This is a genomic window from Streptomyces sp. NPDC029466 (genome assembly GCF_055574515.1).
In genome coordinates, this window is record NZ_JBVHZH010000001.1 from 343920 (window position 1) to 358236 (window position 14317).

The 14317-nt window shown below is 70.5% G+C and carries 15 protein-coding genes; 8 read left to right on the forward strand and 7 right to left on the reverse strand.

What is annotated here, in order from left to right; genetic code table 11:
* Positions 1-79: 79 nt before the first annotated feature.
* The 3 genes from ACZ4XD_RS01530 (at position 80) to ACZ4XD_RS01540 (ending at position 3738) form a co-directional block, all read left to right on the forward strand.
* Complete coding sequence (locus ACZ4XD_RS01530; RefSeq protein WP_468037081.1) at positions 80-1603, forward strand: MFS transporter; 1524 nt, start codon at positions 80-82, stop codon at positions 1601-1603.
* A gap of 236 nt (positions 1604-1839) precedes the next feature.
* Complete coding sequence (locus tag ACZ4XD_RS01535; protein ID WP_468037083.1) at positions 1840-2844, forward strand: aldo/keto reductase; 1005 nt, start codon at positions 1840-1842, stop codon at positions 2842-2844.
* 306 nt (positions 2845-3150) lie between these two features.
* Positions 3151-3738 carry a TetR/AcrR family transcriptional regulator gene (locus ACZ4XD_RS01540; protein ID WP_468037085.1) on the forward strand — a complete coding sequence of 196 codons (588 nt, stop codon included), beginning with the start codon at positions 3151-3153 and terminating at the stop codon, positions 3736-3738.
* A 251-nt stretch (positions 3739-3989) separates the two neighbouring features.
* Here the strand turns inward: ACZ4XD_RS01540 and ACZ4XD_RS01545 are convergent, their stop codons facing one another.
* From ACZ4XD_RS01545 to ACZ4XD_RS01565, 5 genes are all read right to left on the reverse strand, one after another.
* Positions 3990-4490, reverse strand: coding sequence for an anthrone oxygenase family protein (locus tag ACZ4XD_RS01545; protein ID WP_468037087.1), 501 nt, complete (start codon positions 4488-4490; stop codon positions 3990-3992).
* 106 nt (positions 4491-4596) lie between these two features.
* Positions 4597-4959: a winged helix-turn-helix transcriptional regulator gene (locus tag ACZ4XD_RS01550; protein ID WP_251084938.1), complete on the reverse strand. Its 363-nt coding sequence runs from the start codon at positions 4957-4959 to the stop codon at positions 4597-4599.
* Positions 4960-5057: 98 nt separating this feature from the next.
* On the reverse strand, positions 5058-5261 hold the full coding sequence (locus tag ACZ4XD_RS01555; protein ID WP_042154618.1) for an SCO3870 family protein: 204 nt from the start codon (positions 5259-5261) through the stop codon (positions 5058-5060).
* 137 nt (positions 5262-5398) lie between these two features.
* The gene (locus tag ACZ4XD_RS01560; RefSeq protein ID WP_468037180.1) at positions 5399-6037 is read right to left on the reverse strand and encodes a response regulator; all 639 of its coding nucleotides are present in this window, start codon (positions 6035-6037) and stop codon (positions 5399-5401) included.
* A gap of 8 nt (positions 6038-6045) precedes the next feature.
* Positions 6046-7272 carry a sensor histidine kinase gene (locus ACZ4XD_RS01565; protein WP_468037090.1) on the reverse strand — a complete coding sequence of 409 codons (1227 nt, stop codon included), beginning with the start codon at positions 7270-7272 and terminating at the stop codon, positions 6046-6048.
* A gap of 181 nt (positions 7273-7453) precedes the next feature.
* Between ACZ4XD_RS01565 and ACZ4XD_RS01570 the strand changes: the two genes are divergently transcribed.
* On the forward strand, positions 7454-8008 hold the full coding sequence (locus ACZ4XD_RS01570; protein ID WP_468037092.1) for a hypothetical protein: 555 nt from the start codon (positions 7454-7456) through the stop codon (positions 8006-8008).
* A gap of 546 nt (positions 8009-8554) precedes the next feature.
* On the opposite strand, the gene ACZ4XD_RS01575 is transcribed toward ACZ4XD_RS01570, so the two are convergent.
* Complete coding sequence (locus tag ACZ4XD_RS01575) at positions 8555-9937, reverse strand: glycine--tRNA ligase (protein ID WP_042154624.1); 1383 nt, start codon at positions 9935-9937, stop codon at positions 8555-8557.
* Positions 9938-10147: 210 nt separating this feature from the next.
* Here ACZ4XD_RS01575 and ACZ4XD_RS01580 point away from each other — a divergent pair, with 210 nt between their 5' ends.
* The 4 genes from ACZ4XD_RS01580 to ACZ4XD_RS01595 all read left to right on the forward strand — a co-directional run bounded on the left by ACZ4XD_RS01580 (position 10148) and on the right by ACZ4XD_RS01595 (position 13403).
* Positions 10148-11110 (forward strand): metal ABC transporter substrate-binding protein, encoded by a 963-nt coding sequence (locus ACZ4XD_RS01580; RefSeq protein WP_468037094.1) that lies wholly within the window; start codon positions 10148-10150, stop codon positions 11108-11110.
* A 32-nt stretch (positions 11111-11142) separates the two neighbouring features.
* On the forward strand, positions 11143-11922 hold the full coding sequence (locus ACZ4XD_RS01585) for a metal ABC transporter ATP-binding protein (RefSeq protein WP_468037096.1): 780 nt from the start codon (positions 11143-11145) through the stop codon (positions 11920-11922).
* Entirely contained in the window at positions 11922-12821 is a 900-nt protein-coding gene (locus ACZ4XD_RS01590; protein WP_468037098.1) for a metal ABC transporter permease, read from the forward strand. The genes ACZ4XD_RS01585 and ACZ4XD_RS01590 overlap by 1 nt, the downstream gene beginning before the upstream one ends.
* A 153-nt stretch (positions 12822-12974) precedes the next feature.
* Positions 12975-13403 carry a Fur family transcriptional regulator gene (locus ACZ4XD_RS01595; RefSeq protein WP_078885795.1) on the forward strand — a complete coding sequence of 143 codons (429 nt, stop codon included), beginning with the start codon at positions 12975-12977 and terminating at the stop codon, positions 13401-13403.
* 77 nt (positions 13404-13480) lie between these two features.
* Here ACZ4XD_RS01595 and ACZ4XD_RS01600 read toward each other — a convergent pair whose 3' ends face one another.
* On the reverse strand, positions 13481-14299 hold the full coding sequence (locus ACZ4XD_RS01600; RefSeq protein ID WP_468037101.1) for an isoprenyl transferase: 819 nt from the start codon (positions 14297-14299) through the stop codon (positions 13481-13483).
* Positions 14300-14317: the final 18 nt, after the last annotated feature.

The following is a 14317-nucleotide window of genomic DNA, read 5'->3' on the forward strand; positions in this document are numbered from 1 at the left end:
GAGCCGGTTGCCAGGTAGCACTGGTACCAGGATAAGAACACTCTGGTACCCGGTTGAGCGGTCGACGATCGTCGACCCCGTGAGCGATACCCGAGCACAGACGACTACCCCGGCCGGGCCCCTCGGCGCCCCGGCCACCGCGTTCCCGGACGCCCCGGCGACCCCGGCGACCCCGGAGGCACCGGCCGCACCCGGCCCCGCACCGCAGCAGCACCGGACCCCGACCGTGCTGACCCCGCTCGGCCTGCTGACCGTACTGCTGGGCGCGGCCCTACCCATGATCGACTTCTTTATCGTCAATGTCGCCCTGCCGACCATCGACCACGATCTGCACGCGGGTCCGGCGATGCTGGAGATGGTGGTGGCCGGTTACGGCGTCGCCTACGCGATGCTGCTGGTCGTCGGCGGGCGGCTGGGCGACATGATCGGCCGGCGCCGGATGTTCCTGTGGGGCCTGGCCGCCTTCGGACTGACCTCGCTGGCCTGTGGTCTGGCGCCGGACGCCTGGACGCTGGTGGCCGCCCGGGTCGCCCAGGGCGCCGCGGCCGCACTGCTGCTGCCGCAGGTACTGGCCACCATCCAGGCGACGACCACCGGCAAGCGGCGCGCCAAGGCCGTCAGCCTGTACGGCGGCACGGCCGGGGTGTCCAGCGCCGTCGGCCAGGTACTCGGCGGACTGCTGGTCTCCGTCGACCTGGCGGGCACCGGCTGGCGCGCGGTCTTCCTGGTGAACGTCCCGATAGCCGCCGCGGCCTGGCTGCTGGCCGCCCGTACGGTCCCCGAGACCCGCTCCCCGCACCCGGCCCGGGTGGACGGCCCCGGCACCGCGCTGCTCGCCGCCGCCCTGATCACGCTGCTGCTGCCGCTGACCGAGGGCCGGGCGGCCGGCTGGCCCCTGTGGTCCTGGGTCCTGCTGGCCGTCTTCCCCTTTGCCGCCACCGCGTTCGTGCTGTGCGAGCGCCGGGCCGAACGCCTCGGCCGCACGCCGCTCGTGCCGCCCTCGCTGCTGCGCATCCCCTCCGTGAACAGCGGACTCCTCATGCTCGTGCCGTTCACGCTGGGCTTCGGCGGCTTCATGTTCGTGGTGGCGGTCGCGCTCCAAAACGGCCTGCACTTCGGCCCGTTCGCGGCCGGACTCTCCCTGGTGCCGCTGTGCGCCGCGTTCTTCCTCGCCTCGCTCGCCGGTCCGCGGCTGGTGCTGCGGTTCGGGCGGCGGGTGGTGATCGCCGGTTCGCTGATCCAGGCCACCGGGCTGGCCCTGCTGGCGCTGACCGTCCACGAGGGCTGGCCCGGGATCTCGGTGGCGGCCCTCGCACCGAGCATGGCCGTACTGGGCATCGGCCAGGGCATGGTGATGCCGGTGGTGATGCGCATCGTGCTGAGCGAACTGCCGATGACACAGGCGGGCGTGGGCGGCGGCGTCATGGTCACCACCCAGCAGTCCGGCCTCGCCCTGGGCGTGGCCACCCTCGGCACCCTCTTCCTCTCGCTGCTGCCGTCCGCCGGCATCCGCGACGCCCTGCTCGCCGCCCTGCTGACGCAACTGGCCATCGTCGCGGGCACCACACTGCTCGCCCTGCGCCTGCCCCGCACCGTGCGGTGAGGTGCGCCGGGCCGGGCTGAGTCCGTACCGAGGGGCGGAGGTACCGAAGACGGCTCGCTCATGAGGGCCGACGGCCGCGGACGAACGACAGCCGACGGCGGGCGACCGACCCTCGATCACCATGACGAGTGACAGATATTGAAATCTGTCACTCGTCATGTCATGGTGGGTGCACGGCAGCCGTTCTCCGACCCCTTCCTCACCTCTCACCCCCTCATCACCTTCAGGAGCACACCGTGCAGACCCGCACCCTGGGCACCACCGGCCCGCAGACCTCCGCTCTCGGCCTCGGCTGTATGGGCATGTCCGCCCTCTACGGCGACAGCGACCGCAGCGAATCCCTCGCCACCGTTCACGCCGCCCTCGACGCGGGCGTCACCCTGCTCGACACCGGCGACTTCTACGGCATGGGACACAACGAACTGCTGATCAACGAAGCGCTGCGCTCCGCCCCCGCGGCGGCTCGCGAAAGGGCGCAGATCAGCGTGAAGTTCGGCGCCCTGCGCACCGTCGAGGGCGGCTTCACCGGCTACGACGGCCGGCCGAACGCGGTGAAGAACTTCGCCGCGTACTCCCTCCAGCGCCTGGGCGCCGACCACATCGACATCTACCGGATCGCCCGGGTCGATCCGGACGTCCCGATCGAGGAGACCGTCGGCGCCATCGCCGAGCTGGTCGAGGCCGGCCATGTCCGCCACATCGGTCTGTCCGAGGTGGGCGCGCAGACCCTGCGCCGGGCCGCCGCCGTGGCCCCGATCTCCGACCTCCAGATCGAGTACTCCCTCCTCTCCCGCGGCATCGAGGAGACGATCCTGCCGACCGCCCGCGAGCTGGGCATCGGCATCACCGCCTACGGGGTCCTGTCCCGCGGCCTGATCAGCGGCCACTTCACCCGCGACCGCAAGCTCGCCTCGAATGACTTCCGGGGCATGAGCCCGCGCTTCCAGGGCGAGAACCTCGACCGCAATCTCGACCTGGTGGACGCCCTGCGCAAGGTCGCCGACCAGAAGGGCGTCTCGGTCGCCCAGACCGCCATTGCCTGGGTGCTCTCCCGTGGCACGGACATCGTCCCGCTGGTCGGCGCCCGCCGCCGCGACCGGCTGACCGAGGCCCTCGGCGCCCTGGACCTCACCCTGGACACCGACGATCTGTCCGCGATCGAGCACGCCATCCCGCCCGGCGCCGCCGCCGGCGACCGCTACCCCGCCAACCAGATGGCCCACCTGGACAGCGAGCACTGACGAAGGGAGCGGACCACTGTGCACGCGGACCAGTGCGGGAGATCACCGCCGGGCGTCACCACCTAGCGGCTTCACCGTCGAGCGGCGTTCCCATCTAGCGGCGTTCCCGTCGAGCGGAGCCATCACTGGGCCACCGGGCAGTCGGGCCGCCGGGCCACCGGGCCGCCGGGCACGCGGCCACCGCAGCGGGTAGGGCACTCCTCCAGGTACCGTCCGTACGTACCACCGTCCCGACGTGGTCCCCGCCCGGCCCCGCCCCGTCGTCGGCGCGTGACCGCCCGCCCTCCCGAAAGGCCGACCCGCCGCATGCCCCCCGAGACGTTGACCCCCGAGCGCATCCTCGAAGCCACCGAGGAGGTGCTGCGCCGCTACGGCCCGGCCAAGGCCACGGTCGTGGATGTGGCACGGGCCCTGGGCGTCAGCCATGGCAGCGTCTACCGCCACTTCCGTACGAAGGCGGCGCTGCGGGAGGCGGTCACGGCACGCTGGCTGGACCGTACGAGCCAGGAACTGTCGGCCATCGTCACGGCGGAAGGACCGGCTCCGGAGCGGCTGGACCGCTGGCTGACCGCCCTCTTCGAGGCCAAGCGACACAAGGCCGGCGACGATCCCGAACTGTTCGCCACCTACATGACGTTGATCGGCGAGAGCGGCGGCGTGGTCGAGCGCCATGTCACCGACCTCGAATCCCAGCTCACCTCCATCATCGAAGCCGGCGTCAGCCAGGGCGACTTCCACACCCCCTCCCCCGCCACCACCGCCCGCGCCGTCTTCGACGCCACCGGCCGTTTCCACGACCCGTGTTACGCCCCCGAGTGGTCCCGCCCCGAGATCACCACCGACTTCGAGGCCGTCCGCGACCTGGTCCTGCGCGGCCTGCGCACGGATGCCTGAGCAGGAGCAACACCTGCGCTGACGGGGCAGCACACGTCAGATGCAGCGACGAGCCTCCGGGCCGGAGCGCACCTCTGCCCTGCCGCACGAGTGCGGGTCGGGCGGGTGCAGGAGCAGCCGGGTGCGGACCGCACGTGTGCAGGACCGGGCGGTCCGGGAGCGGCCGGGTACGGACCGAATGAGTGCGGACCGGACGGGTACGGCTGACCGGACAGCCCGCTGCCGCATGCCGTCCTCCCCGCGCCCGCCTCCTACACCGTCCCTGCCGTGCCATGCAGATAGAGGGCCCAGGCGAGGAGGCCGAAGGCCGCGGTGTGCAAGAGAGCCCGGACGGTGTTCCAGGTGACCCAGCGGCCTTGGAAGGCGGCCCGGGCGGCCTCCGCCCGGCTGTCGTCTCCCGTATCGGCCTTGTCGAGGGCGTTGTTGAGGGGGACGTTGACGCCGCTGGTGACGAAGAATCCCGCCAGGTAGAGCACCAGCGCGGCGAGAATCCAGGGCAGGGCCACCCGCCCGTGGCCGTTCCAGGCCAGAACCGTGGCGAGGACCAACAGGGGGATCGGCAACAGAAAGGGGACCAGGAACCAGCCGTTGAGGATGGCCCGGTTGATGTGCTGCATGGCCTGCACGAAGGTGCGGTCGGCGGAGCGGGCCAGACCGGGCATCACCGCGTAGGCGAAGGCGGCGAACAGCCCGGCCATCAGGCCCGCCCCGAGCGTCGCGACCAGCAGTGTGGCGGTCTGCAAGGCCCTCATGGCTCCTCCGTATGCGATACGCGGTGCGGCGGCCGTGTGCGATCCGTGGGCCGACCCTACCGAGCGTGTCCCCCGCTCCCGGCCCACCCACCAGGAGGAGCTGCGATCAGGTCTGTTCCCCGCCGCCCGGGCGGGAGCGCTCGGCCAGCTCCGCGGCCCACCCGTCCGACCAGCGGACGAGAGGGCGAAGGGCCCGGTAGGCGTCCTTGCCGAGGGTGGTGAGGGCGTACTGGCCCTCCGGCGTCTGCTCCACCAGGCACGCGTCGACCAGTTCGAGCAGACGTTGGCGCAGCACGCTGGAGGACATGTTGTCGCACCGTTGCTGGAGGGAGCGGAAGCCCAGGGAGCCTTCCTTCAGCTCCCAGACCACGCGCAGCGTCCACCGCCGGCCGAAGAGGTCGAGCGCGGCCATGAGCGGCCGCCCCGTGGTCGAGCCACGAACGGGCCGTCCCGGTGTCGGCGATGCCATCGGCGGTTCCTCCTCCGGACGTTCCCGCGGTGATGCCGATCATCGCACGCGACGGGCGCCGGGGCAGCGGCCCCGGCGCCCGTCGGCAGCGGCAGAACTCAGTCCGAGCTCTGCTGGCGGTAGCGGACCCACGTCACGACCGTCAGGCACGCGGTGGTCCACATCAGGACGCTGGTGGTGGCCACGGACTCGACGTACGGCTCATAGCCGTTCGCGCGCAACTGGACCGCGAGGACGCCCAGCACCGTCCCTAGCGCCGCAAGCGCGGCGGACAGGGATGCGAACGGAGGCTGCTGTCTCATGTCATCTCCTTTTGAGCTGGAGCCGGCAGGGTGATCATCAAGTCTATGTAACGACCGCCCGCCCAGGCCCTGTTGCGTCGCGATCGACCCCAACCCACCGAGCACACCCACCACCTGCCCCCTGGGGCGTTCCCGCCCTAGCCCCCCACGCCCAGGAACCGCAGCACCGCCAGCACCCGGCGGTGATCGGCATCGGCCTTGGGCAGATCCAGCTTGGCCAGAATGTTGTTGATGTGCTTGGCGACCGCGCTCTCGCTCACCACCAGTTGCGCGGCGATGCCCGCGTTGGAGCGTCCCTCGGCCATCAGCGCGAGCACGTCCCGCTCGCGGGCCGTCAGCCGCTCCAGCGGATCGCTCGCCCGGCGCACCAGCAGCTGCGCGACGACCTGCGGATCCAGCGCGGTGCCGCCGTCCGCCACCCTCCGCAGCGCCTCGATGAACTCCTCGACATCCGCGACCCGCTGTTTGAGCAGATAGCCCACCCCGCTGGTGTTCGTCGCCAGCAGATCGGCCGCGTACCGCTCCTCGACGTACTGGGAGAGCATCAACACCGCGGTATCGGGCCAGTTCTGCCGTATCGCCAGCGCCGCGCGCACACCCTCATCCGTGAAACCGGGCGGCATCCGCACATCCACCACCGCCAGATCCGGCCGGTGCTCCTCGACCGCCGCCAGCAACCCCTGCCCGTCCCCGGCCTCGGCCGCCACCTCGAACCCGGCCATCTCCACCACCTTGACCAGCCCGATCCGCAGCAGAACGGAGTCCTCGGCGATCACGGCACGCCTCACATCGGGCACGGCAGCTCCACGCTCATCATGGTCGGGCCCCCCACGGGGCTGCTCATCCGGAAGGTTCCGTCCACGGAGCGCACGCGCTGGGCGAGCCCCTTCAGACCGCTCCCCCTGGACGGATCGGCGCCGCCCATACCGTCGTCGGCGATCACCACCCGCAGTATCTCGCCGAGCCGGGTGACCGTCACGTCCGCCCGGGTCGCCTCCCGCGCATGCTTGGCGACATTCGTCAGCGCCTCGGAGACGACGAAGTAGGCGACGGCTTCGACGGCCGGCGCGGTCCGCTGCGGCAGCTCCGCCGGCAGGTCCACCCGCAGCCGTACGGGCAGCGGCGCGCGGGCCGCGAGCCCCGAGAGCGCGGCATCCAGCCCCAGTTCGTCCAGAACGGCCGGGTGGAGGCCGCGCACCAGATTGTTGAGCTCCTCGATCGCGTCCTTCGCCTCGCGGTGCGCGGCATCGATGACCTCCTGGGCCTCCGCCGGCAGATCCGTGAGGGTGGCCTTGGCGAGCCCGAGGTTCAGCGCGAGGGACACCAGCCGCTGCTGTGCGCCGTCGTGCAGATCCCGCTCGATGCGCCGCCGTTCGGCGTCGGCGGCGTCCACCGCACCGGCCCGGCTCTCGGTGAGGTCCTCGACCCGCCGCGCCAACTCGTCGGACCGGCTCGCTCCCAGCACCGCCCGCCCGACGAGAATCTCCAGCCGGACGAGCCCCGCCGCCAGACCCGGTGTCGCGGCGAGCGCCGCCAGCCCCAGCACGGTGAGATAGGTGCCGGTGGTGGTGTAGCCGGGGTGCCCGCCGCGCCATCGCGCCGGCACGAGCCACACCCACACCAGCACCAGTGCCGCGACCAGCGCCGCCAACACCATTGCCAGCAGCAGGACTTCCAGCACGCCGAACAGCGGGCCCACCAGCCAGTTGTAGCCCAACTGCCGCTTGCCTTCCGCGAACCGCAGCCGCGGCAGCTCCACCCCGCACAGCGCCCGGAACCGCCACCGCTGCGCCTCGGTGAAGCCGTACCCGGCGATGACCAGCAAGGTCAGCGGGGCCGTCAGCACCACCGGGGCGTACGAGGAAATCCCGGTCACCGTGTCGGCCAGCAGACACAGCGCCCACCAGGACAGCAGCACCGGGACGAGATGCAGCGGCACCCCGGCGGCGACGAAGGCGAGGTCGCGCCGCATACGTACGAGAGCCCGGCGCAACCGGGGCGGGATGGTCATGATCACACCGTATGGGGCCGGTGGTACGGCGGCCATGACAGCAGTGTCCGTACCGGAGGTGTAGCTGGTGCCACCCCAAGTCGGACAGCGGCATTACTGACCGTGGGCATCGAAAACCGGAGTGTTGATCACGAGCCCGACAGCCGGGTTCATGACTCATGACTCCGAAAGCGACCCTCCCATGACCCAGCTCACCTACAACTCCCGTGCCAACCAAGCCAGTTGGCCCCGCCGCAGTATCTCCGCCCGCCCGACGCGCATCGGCACCGGACATCGCCGGCAGTCCAGAATCCAGACTGCCACCGGACGCCGCCGACCGGGCAGGACCCTCACCCACGCCGCACGCCGCTGGCCGGGCAGGATCCTGGCCGGCGCCGGCCTCGCCCTCCTCCCCTGGCTCGGCTACCTCGCCGGCACCCTCCCGCCGGCCGAGGCCGCAGCCTGGGTCACCCTCGACACCCTGGAGGCCGCCGCCCTCCTCATCACCGGCACCCGCCTCCTACGCGGCGCCGCCCGCCACCGCACCCCCGCAGCCGCTGCGGCCCTGCTGCTCCTCACCGACGCCTGCCTCGACCTGGCCACCGCCACCCCCGGCACGGAACTGACCACCGCCCTCGCCATGGCCATAGGTGCGGAACTCCCCCTGGCAGCCCTGTGCACCACCCTGGCCGCCAGCCCGGCACACCCGGCCACCGCCCCGACTCGCGCTGACAACGCCGACGCTCCATACGCCTAAGGGCCGACCGAACAAAACCCGTAGGGGCCACAGAGCCCCCCTGCGGGCCACAACGCAGCAGACACAACGAGCTATTCCCGCCGCCCACTCCGCCGCCCCGGCGTCCCGCCCCCGCGGCCACCCCACGATACGAGCACGCAAAATCGCCCGACGCACCCCAAAAGCCCCAGCCGACCGGCACTTGAGGTCACACGCAGGGGCGCAGCCCCGCGAAGAACAACCCCCGCAACGGCGAACACGCAAAAGCACCGGCCGCCCCAGAAACCAAGCCCGACCGGCACTTGAGGTCACGCGCGGCCACCACCCCCGCGAAGACCAGCCCCCGCGATACGAGCACTAAAAAACGCCGGCCCGCCCCAAAAACCCCAGCCCGACCGGCGCTTGAGGTCACACGCAAGGCCGCAGGGCCGCAGCCCCGCGAAGAACGGCCCCGCGACACCGGCACCCAAAAGCGCCGGCCCGGCCCGGAAGATCCGAGCCCGACCGGCGCTTGAGGTCACGCGCAGGGGCGCAGCCCCGCGAGAAAACGGCCCGCCCCGTGAGGGACTAGCAGCCCAGCAGTCGCGCGCCCAGGTACGCCTGGATCTGGTCCAGGCTGACCCGCTCCTGCTTCATGGTGTCGCGCTCGCGCACGGTCACCGCGTTGTCGTCGAGGGTGTCGAAGTCGACCGTGACGCAGAACGGCGTGCCGATCTCGTCCTGGCGACGGTAGCGGCGGCCGATCGCGCCCGCGTCGTCGAACTCGATGTTCCAGTTCTTGCGCAGGTCCGTGGCCAGCCCCTTCGCCTTCGGCGACAGCTGCGGGTTGCGGGACAGCGGCAGCACCGCGACCTTGACCGGCGCCAGGCGCGGGTCGAGCCGCATGACGGTGCGCTTCTCCATCTTGCCCTTGGCGTTGGGCGCCTCGTCCTCGATGTACGCGTCGAGCATGAAGGCGAGCATCGCGCGGTTCACACCGGCCGCCGGCTCGATGACGTACGGAGTCCAGCGCTCGCCGGCCTCCTGGTCGAAGTAGGAGAGGTCCTGGCCGGAGGCCTTGGCGTGCGCCGACAGGTCGTAGTCGGTGCGGTTGGCCACGCCCTCCAGCTCGGAGAACTCGGTGCCGCCGAAGTTGAAGCGGTACTCGATGTCAGCGGTGCGCTTGGAGTAGTGGGAGAGCTTCTCGGCCGGGTGCTCGTACCAGCGGATGTTCTCCTCGCGGATGCCGAGGTCGCGGTACCAGTTCCACCGCTCGGCCATCCAGTACTCCTGCCACTTCTCGTCCTCGCCCGGCTTGACGAAGAACTCCATCTCCATCTGCTCGAACTCGCGGGTCCGGAAGATGAAGTTGCCGGGCGTGATCTCGTTGCGGAAGGACTTGCCCATCTGCGCGATGCCGAACGGCGGCTTCTTGCGGGAAGTCTGCTGCACCTGGGCGAAGTTGGTGAAGATGCCCTGGGCGGTCTCGGGGCGCAGGTAGGCGACCGAGGCGGTGTCCTGGGACGGGCCGAGGTGGGTGGAGAGCAGGCCGGAGAACTGCTTCGGCTCGGTGAAGCCGCCCTTGTTGCCGCAGTGGGGGCAGTTGACGTCGGCGAGGCCGTTCTCGGGGAGCCGTCCGTGCTTGGCCTCGTACGCCTCCTCCAGGTGGTCCGCGCGGAAGCGCTTGTGGCAGGAGGTGCACTCGGTGAGCGGGTCGGTGAAGGTGGCGACGTGGCCGGACGCCTGCCAGACCTCGGGAGCCAGGATCACGGAGGAGTCGATACCGACGACGTCTTCGCGCGAGGTGACCATGGCGCGCCACCACTGGCGCTTGATGTTCTCCTTGAGCTCGACGCCCAGCGGACCGTAGTCCCAGGCAGCGCGGGAGCCGCCGTAGATCTCACTGCACGGATAGACGAAGCCACGGCGCTTGCTCAGGCTGACGATGGTATCGATCTTGTCGGCGGCCACGGTGCTCTCTTCATTACGACGACGAACGATGGATGGGCGGCGCCCTAGCGTCTCAATGAGGGGTGCTGGTCAAAAGACGGGCGGGCGAATAGTTCAGGGTACCGGCGGCCGTACCCCCTGGATCAAATCGGTTCCGGCCCGTTGTCGTCCCGCTCACACCGCCCCATTCGCTGTTGACAATCGTTTCCAACATTGTTGAAAATGAGTGTCATGAACATACGCCGTCCCATATCCACCGCGACCCTCGCCGGAGTCTCGGTGCTCGGCCTGCTGGCCCTCTCCGCCTGCTCCCCCTCCGGCGGCGCCCGCACCGAGGACGGCAAGCTGCGGGTGACAGCGTCCTTCTATCCCATGGAATTCCTCGCCCGGCAGATCGGCGGGAAGCACGTCGAGGTGACCGACCTCACCAAGCCGGGGGTCGAGCCGCACGACCTGGAGCTCTCCCCGCAGCAGACCGCCCAGCTCGGCGAGTCCGGCGCGATCGTCTACCTCAAGGGCCTGCAGCCCGCCGTGGACGCCGCCGTGGAGCAGTCCGGCGCCAAGCACGTCGCCGACGCGGCCGCCCTCACCTCCCTCGAAGAGCACGGCACCGAGGTCGACGGCCACCATCACACCACCGGCGACAACCACTCGCACTCGGAGTCCGAGGGCGGCAAGGACCCGCACATGTGGCTCGACCCGGTGAAGTACGCCGAGGTCGCCAAGGGCGTCAACAAGACCCTCGCCAAGGCCGACCCGAAGCACAAGGCCGACTTCCAGAAGAACACCGACGCCCTGGTGAAGAAGCTGGACGGGCTGAACACCGAGTTCAAGAACGGCCTGAAGAAGCGGTCGTCCGACACCTTCCTCACCACCCACGCCGCCTTCGGCTACCTCGCCGAGCGCTACGGCCTCACCGAGGAGGCCATCAGCGGACTCGACCCGGAGTCCGAGCCCAGCGCCAAGCGCATGAAGGACCTGCACACCCTCGCCAAGGAGCACCACGTCTCCACGGTCTTCTTCGAGACCATCGCCAACCCCGCCACCGCCAAGGCCCTGGCCGGCGACCTCCATCTGAAGACCGATGTCCTGGACCCGCTGGAGGGGATCAACGCCAAGTCCCGCGGCAAGGACTACTTCGGTGTGCAGCGCGCCAACCTCGCCGCACTGCAGAAGGCGCTCGGCAGTAAGTGACGGACACCGCACCGTACGTGACGGAGGTCTCCATGAACCAGCCGCCCACCCAGCCGGTGATCGACCTGCGCGGGGCGACCGCCTCGCTGGGCGCCCGCCCCGTATTGCGCGGTGTCGACCTCACCGTGCACTCCGGTGAGGTCGTCGCGCTGCTCGGCGCCAACGGCTCCGGCAAGTCCACCGCCGTGCGCTCCGTGATCGGCCAGGTCCCGCTCACCGGCGGTGAGCTGGCCCTCTTCGGCACGGAATTCCGGCGGTTCGGGGACTGGGCCCGGATCGGCTATGTCCCGCAGCGCACCACCGCGGCCGGCGGCGTCCCCGCCACCGTCCGCGAGGTCGTCACGGCCGGCCGGCTGGCCCGGACGAAGCTGGGCATCCTGCGCAAGACCGACCGGGCCGCGGTGCACCGGGCGCTGGAGCTGGTCGGTATGGCGGACCGCGCCAAGGACTCCGTCAACGCGCTCTCCGGCGGCCAGCACCAGCGGGTGCTGATCGCCCGTGCGCTGGCCGGGGAACCGGAGTTGCTGATCATGGACGAGCCGATGGCCGGCGTCGACCTGGCCAGCCAGGAGGTGCTCGCCGCCGCCCTGCGCGAACAGGTCGGCCACGGCACCACGGTCCTGCTCGTCCTGCACGAGCTGGGCCCGCTGGAGCCGCTGATCGACCGCGCGGTGGTGCTGCGGGACGGCTGTGTCGTCCACGACGGCCCGCCGCCCGAGGCCGTCGGACAGCACGCGCTGCCCGGCCACGACCATGTCCACCCGCACGCCGACCAGGCCGCGGAACCGATCCGGACGGGGCTGCTGAGCTGATGGAGATCCTGAACTACGCCTTCATGCAGCGGGCCCTGATCGCCGCCCTGATCGTCGGCGTCACCGCCCCCGCCATCGGCATCTACCTCGTCCAGCGCCGCCAGGCCCTGATGGGCGACGGCATCGGCCATGTCGCGCTGACCGGCGTCGGCCTCGGCTTCCTGCTGAACACCAGCCCCATCTGGGCCGCCACCGCCGTCGCCATCGCCGGCTCGGTCGTCATGGAGCTGATCCGCTGGTACGGCAAGACCCGCGGCGACCTCGCGCTGGCCATGCTGTTCTACGGCGGCATGGCCGGCGGCGTGATGCTGATGAACCTGTCCGACGCGGGCTCCAACGCCAACCTCGGCACCTACCTCTTCGGCTCGATCACCACCGTCTCGCCGCAGGACATGACGACGATCTACGTGCTCGCCGCCCTGGTGCTGGCGATCACGATCGGGCTGCGCCGCCAGCTGTTCGCGGTGTGCCAGGACGAGGAGTTCGCCCGGGTGACCGGCCTGCCGGTGCGGCTGCTGAATCTGCTGATCGCCGTCACCGCCGCGGTCACCGTCACCGTCGCCATGCGCGTCGTCGGCCTGCTGCTGGTCAGCGCCCTGATGGTGATCCCGGTCGCGGCCGCCCAGCAGATCAGCCGCAGCTTCGCGGTCACCTTCTCGGTGGCCGTGGCGATCGGCGTCGCGGTCACCCTGACGGGCACCACCACCTCGTACTACGTCGACGTCCCGTCCGGCGCCACGATCGTGCTGTTCGCCATCGGGCTGTTCGTGCTCTTCACCGGACTCGCCGCCCCGCTCGCGAAAAAGCGTGCAAGGGCTGCCGCAGACGCCTCGAAGGGGTGCACTCTGGAGGTACCCGGCGACCGCCCGGCGACGGACGATGTCAGCGTGGCCGGGTGAGCACGGGCGGCGGAAAGCCGGCGGACCACCGCCGGCGACAAGATACGTGTATCGGTAAGCGTCTCCCCGGCGGGCCGGTCATCACCTGGCACAATGGCGGGACGCACGTGCAGGGGGAAGTCCTGACGTCGTAAACGTCCTAGGGAGGCAACGGTGGCGACGAGCGCGGGATCTCCGGTACGCGGCCGGTCGACGCGGCAGCGGACCGCGGTGTCGGCCGCACTCGACGAGGTCGACGAGTTCCGCAGTGCGCAGGAGCTGCACGACATGCTCAAGCACAAGGGCGACTCCGTCGGGCTGACCACCGTCTACCGGACGCTGCAGTCCCTCGCCGACGCCGGTGAGGTCGATGTGCTGCGCACCAGCGACGGCGAGGCGGTCTACCGCCGGTGCAGCACCGACGATCACCACCACCACCTGGTGTGCCGGGCCTGCGGCAAGGCCGTCGAGGTCGAGGGCCCCGCGGTGGAGAAGTGGGCCGACCAGATCGCCCGGGAGCACGGCTTCCAGGACGTCGCGCACACCATCGAGATCTTCGGGACCTGCGGCGAGTGCGCCGAGCGTGCCGCCGAGAAGCAGTAGCGGGAGCACCGCGACGCTAAGGCCGAAGGGCCGCCTCCGACGACCGGAGGCGGCCCTTCGCGCGTCTGTCCGCAGCCCTACGTCGCGGTCTCGCCCTCCGCCAGCTGCGCGCCACCGAACCTGCGGTCCCGCTTGGCGTACTCCAGGCACGCCTCCCACAGGTTCCGACGGTCGAAGTCCGGCCACAGAATGTCCTGGAAGACCATCTCCGCGTACGCGCTCTGCCAGATCAGGTAGTTCGAGGTCCGCTGCTCGCCCGACGGCCGCACGAAGAGATCCACATCCGGCATGTCCGGGTAGTACATGTACTTCGCGACGGTCTTCTCATTGACCTTCGACGGGTCCAGCTTTCCGGCCCGCACATCCGCCGCGATGGCCGCCGCCGCGTCCGCGATCTCGGCCCGGCCGCCGTAATTCACGCAGAAATACAGCGTCATCGCGTCATTGTTCTTGGTCTGCTCCTGAGCGATCTGGAGCTCCTGCACGACCGACTTCCACAGCTTCGGCATCCGCCCGACCCAGCGGATACGGATACCCAGCGCGTCCATCTCGTCACGGCGGCGCCGGATCACATCGCGGTTGAAGTTCATCAGGAAGCGGACCTCGTCGGGCGACCGCTTCCAGTTCTCCGTCGAGAAGGCGTACAGCGAAAGATTCTTCACGCCCATTTCGATGCAGCCCTTGAGGACGTCCAGCACGACGCCCTCGCCGACCTTGTGGCCCTCGGTGCGCGGCAGCCCGCGCTCCTTGGCCCACCGGCCGTTGCCGTCCATGACGACCGCCACATGGTTCGGGACGAGCTCGCTGGGGATCTTCGGCGGGCGGGCACCGGAAGGGTGCGGCTCGGGCGTGAGGTACTCACGTCGATTACGGCCAAGAATCCCGCGTCGTGCCATGCGGCCCACTGCTCCTAG

Bases quoted from the DNA above. Each gene is read 5' to 3' on its own strand.
- ACZ4XD_RS01540 (WP_468037085.1), top strand. From the start codon at position 3,151: ATGCCCCCCGAGACGTTGACCCCCGAGCGCATCCTCGAAGCCACCGAG.
- ACZ4XD_RS01545 (WP_468037087.1), bottom strand. From the start codon at position 4,490: ATGAGGGCCTTGCAGACCGCCACACTGCTGGTCGCGACGCTCGGGGCG.
- ACZ4XD_RS01550 (WP_251084938.1), bottom strand. From the start codon at position 4,959: ATGGCATCGCCGACACCGGGACGGCCCGTTCGTGGCTCGACCACGGGG.
- ACZ4XD_RS01555 (WP_042154618.1), bottom strand. From the start codon at position 5,261: ATGAGACAGCAGCCTCCGTTCGCATCCCTGTCCGCCGCGCTTGCGGCG.
- ACZ4XD_RS01565 (WP_468037090.1), bottom strand. From the start codon at position 7,272: ATGACCATCCCGCCCCGGTTGCGCCGGGCTCTCGTACGTATGCGGCGC.
- ACZ4XD_RS01570 (WP_468037092.1), top strand. From the start codon at position 7,454: ATGACCCAGCTCACCTACAACTCCCGTGCCAACCAAGCCAGTTGGCCC.
- ACZ4XD_RS01580 (WP_468037094.1), top strand. From the start codon at position 10,148: ATGAACATACGCCGTCCCATATCCACCGCGACCCTCGCCGGAGTCTCG.
- ACZ4XD_RS01585 (WP_468037096.1), top strand. From the start codon at position 11,143: ATGAACCAGCCGCCCACCCAGCCGGTGATCGACCTGCGCGGGGCGACC.
- ACZ4XD_RS01590 (WP_468037098.1), top strand. From the start codon at position 11,922: ATGGAGATCCTGAACTACGCCTTCATGCAGCGGGCCCTGATCGCCGCC.
- ACZ4XD_RS01600 (WP_468037101.1), bottom strand. From the start codon at position 14,299: ATGGCACGACGCGGGATTCTTGGCCGTAATCGACGTGAGTACCTCACG.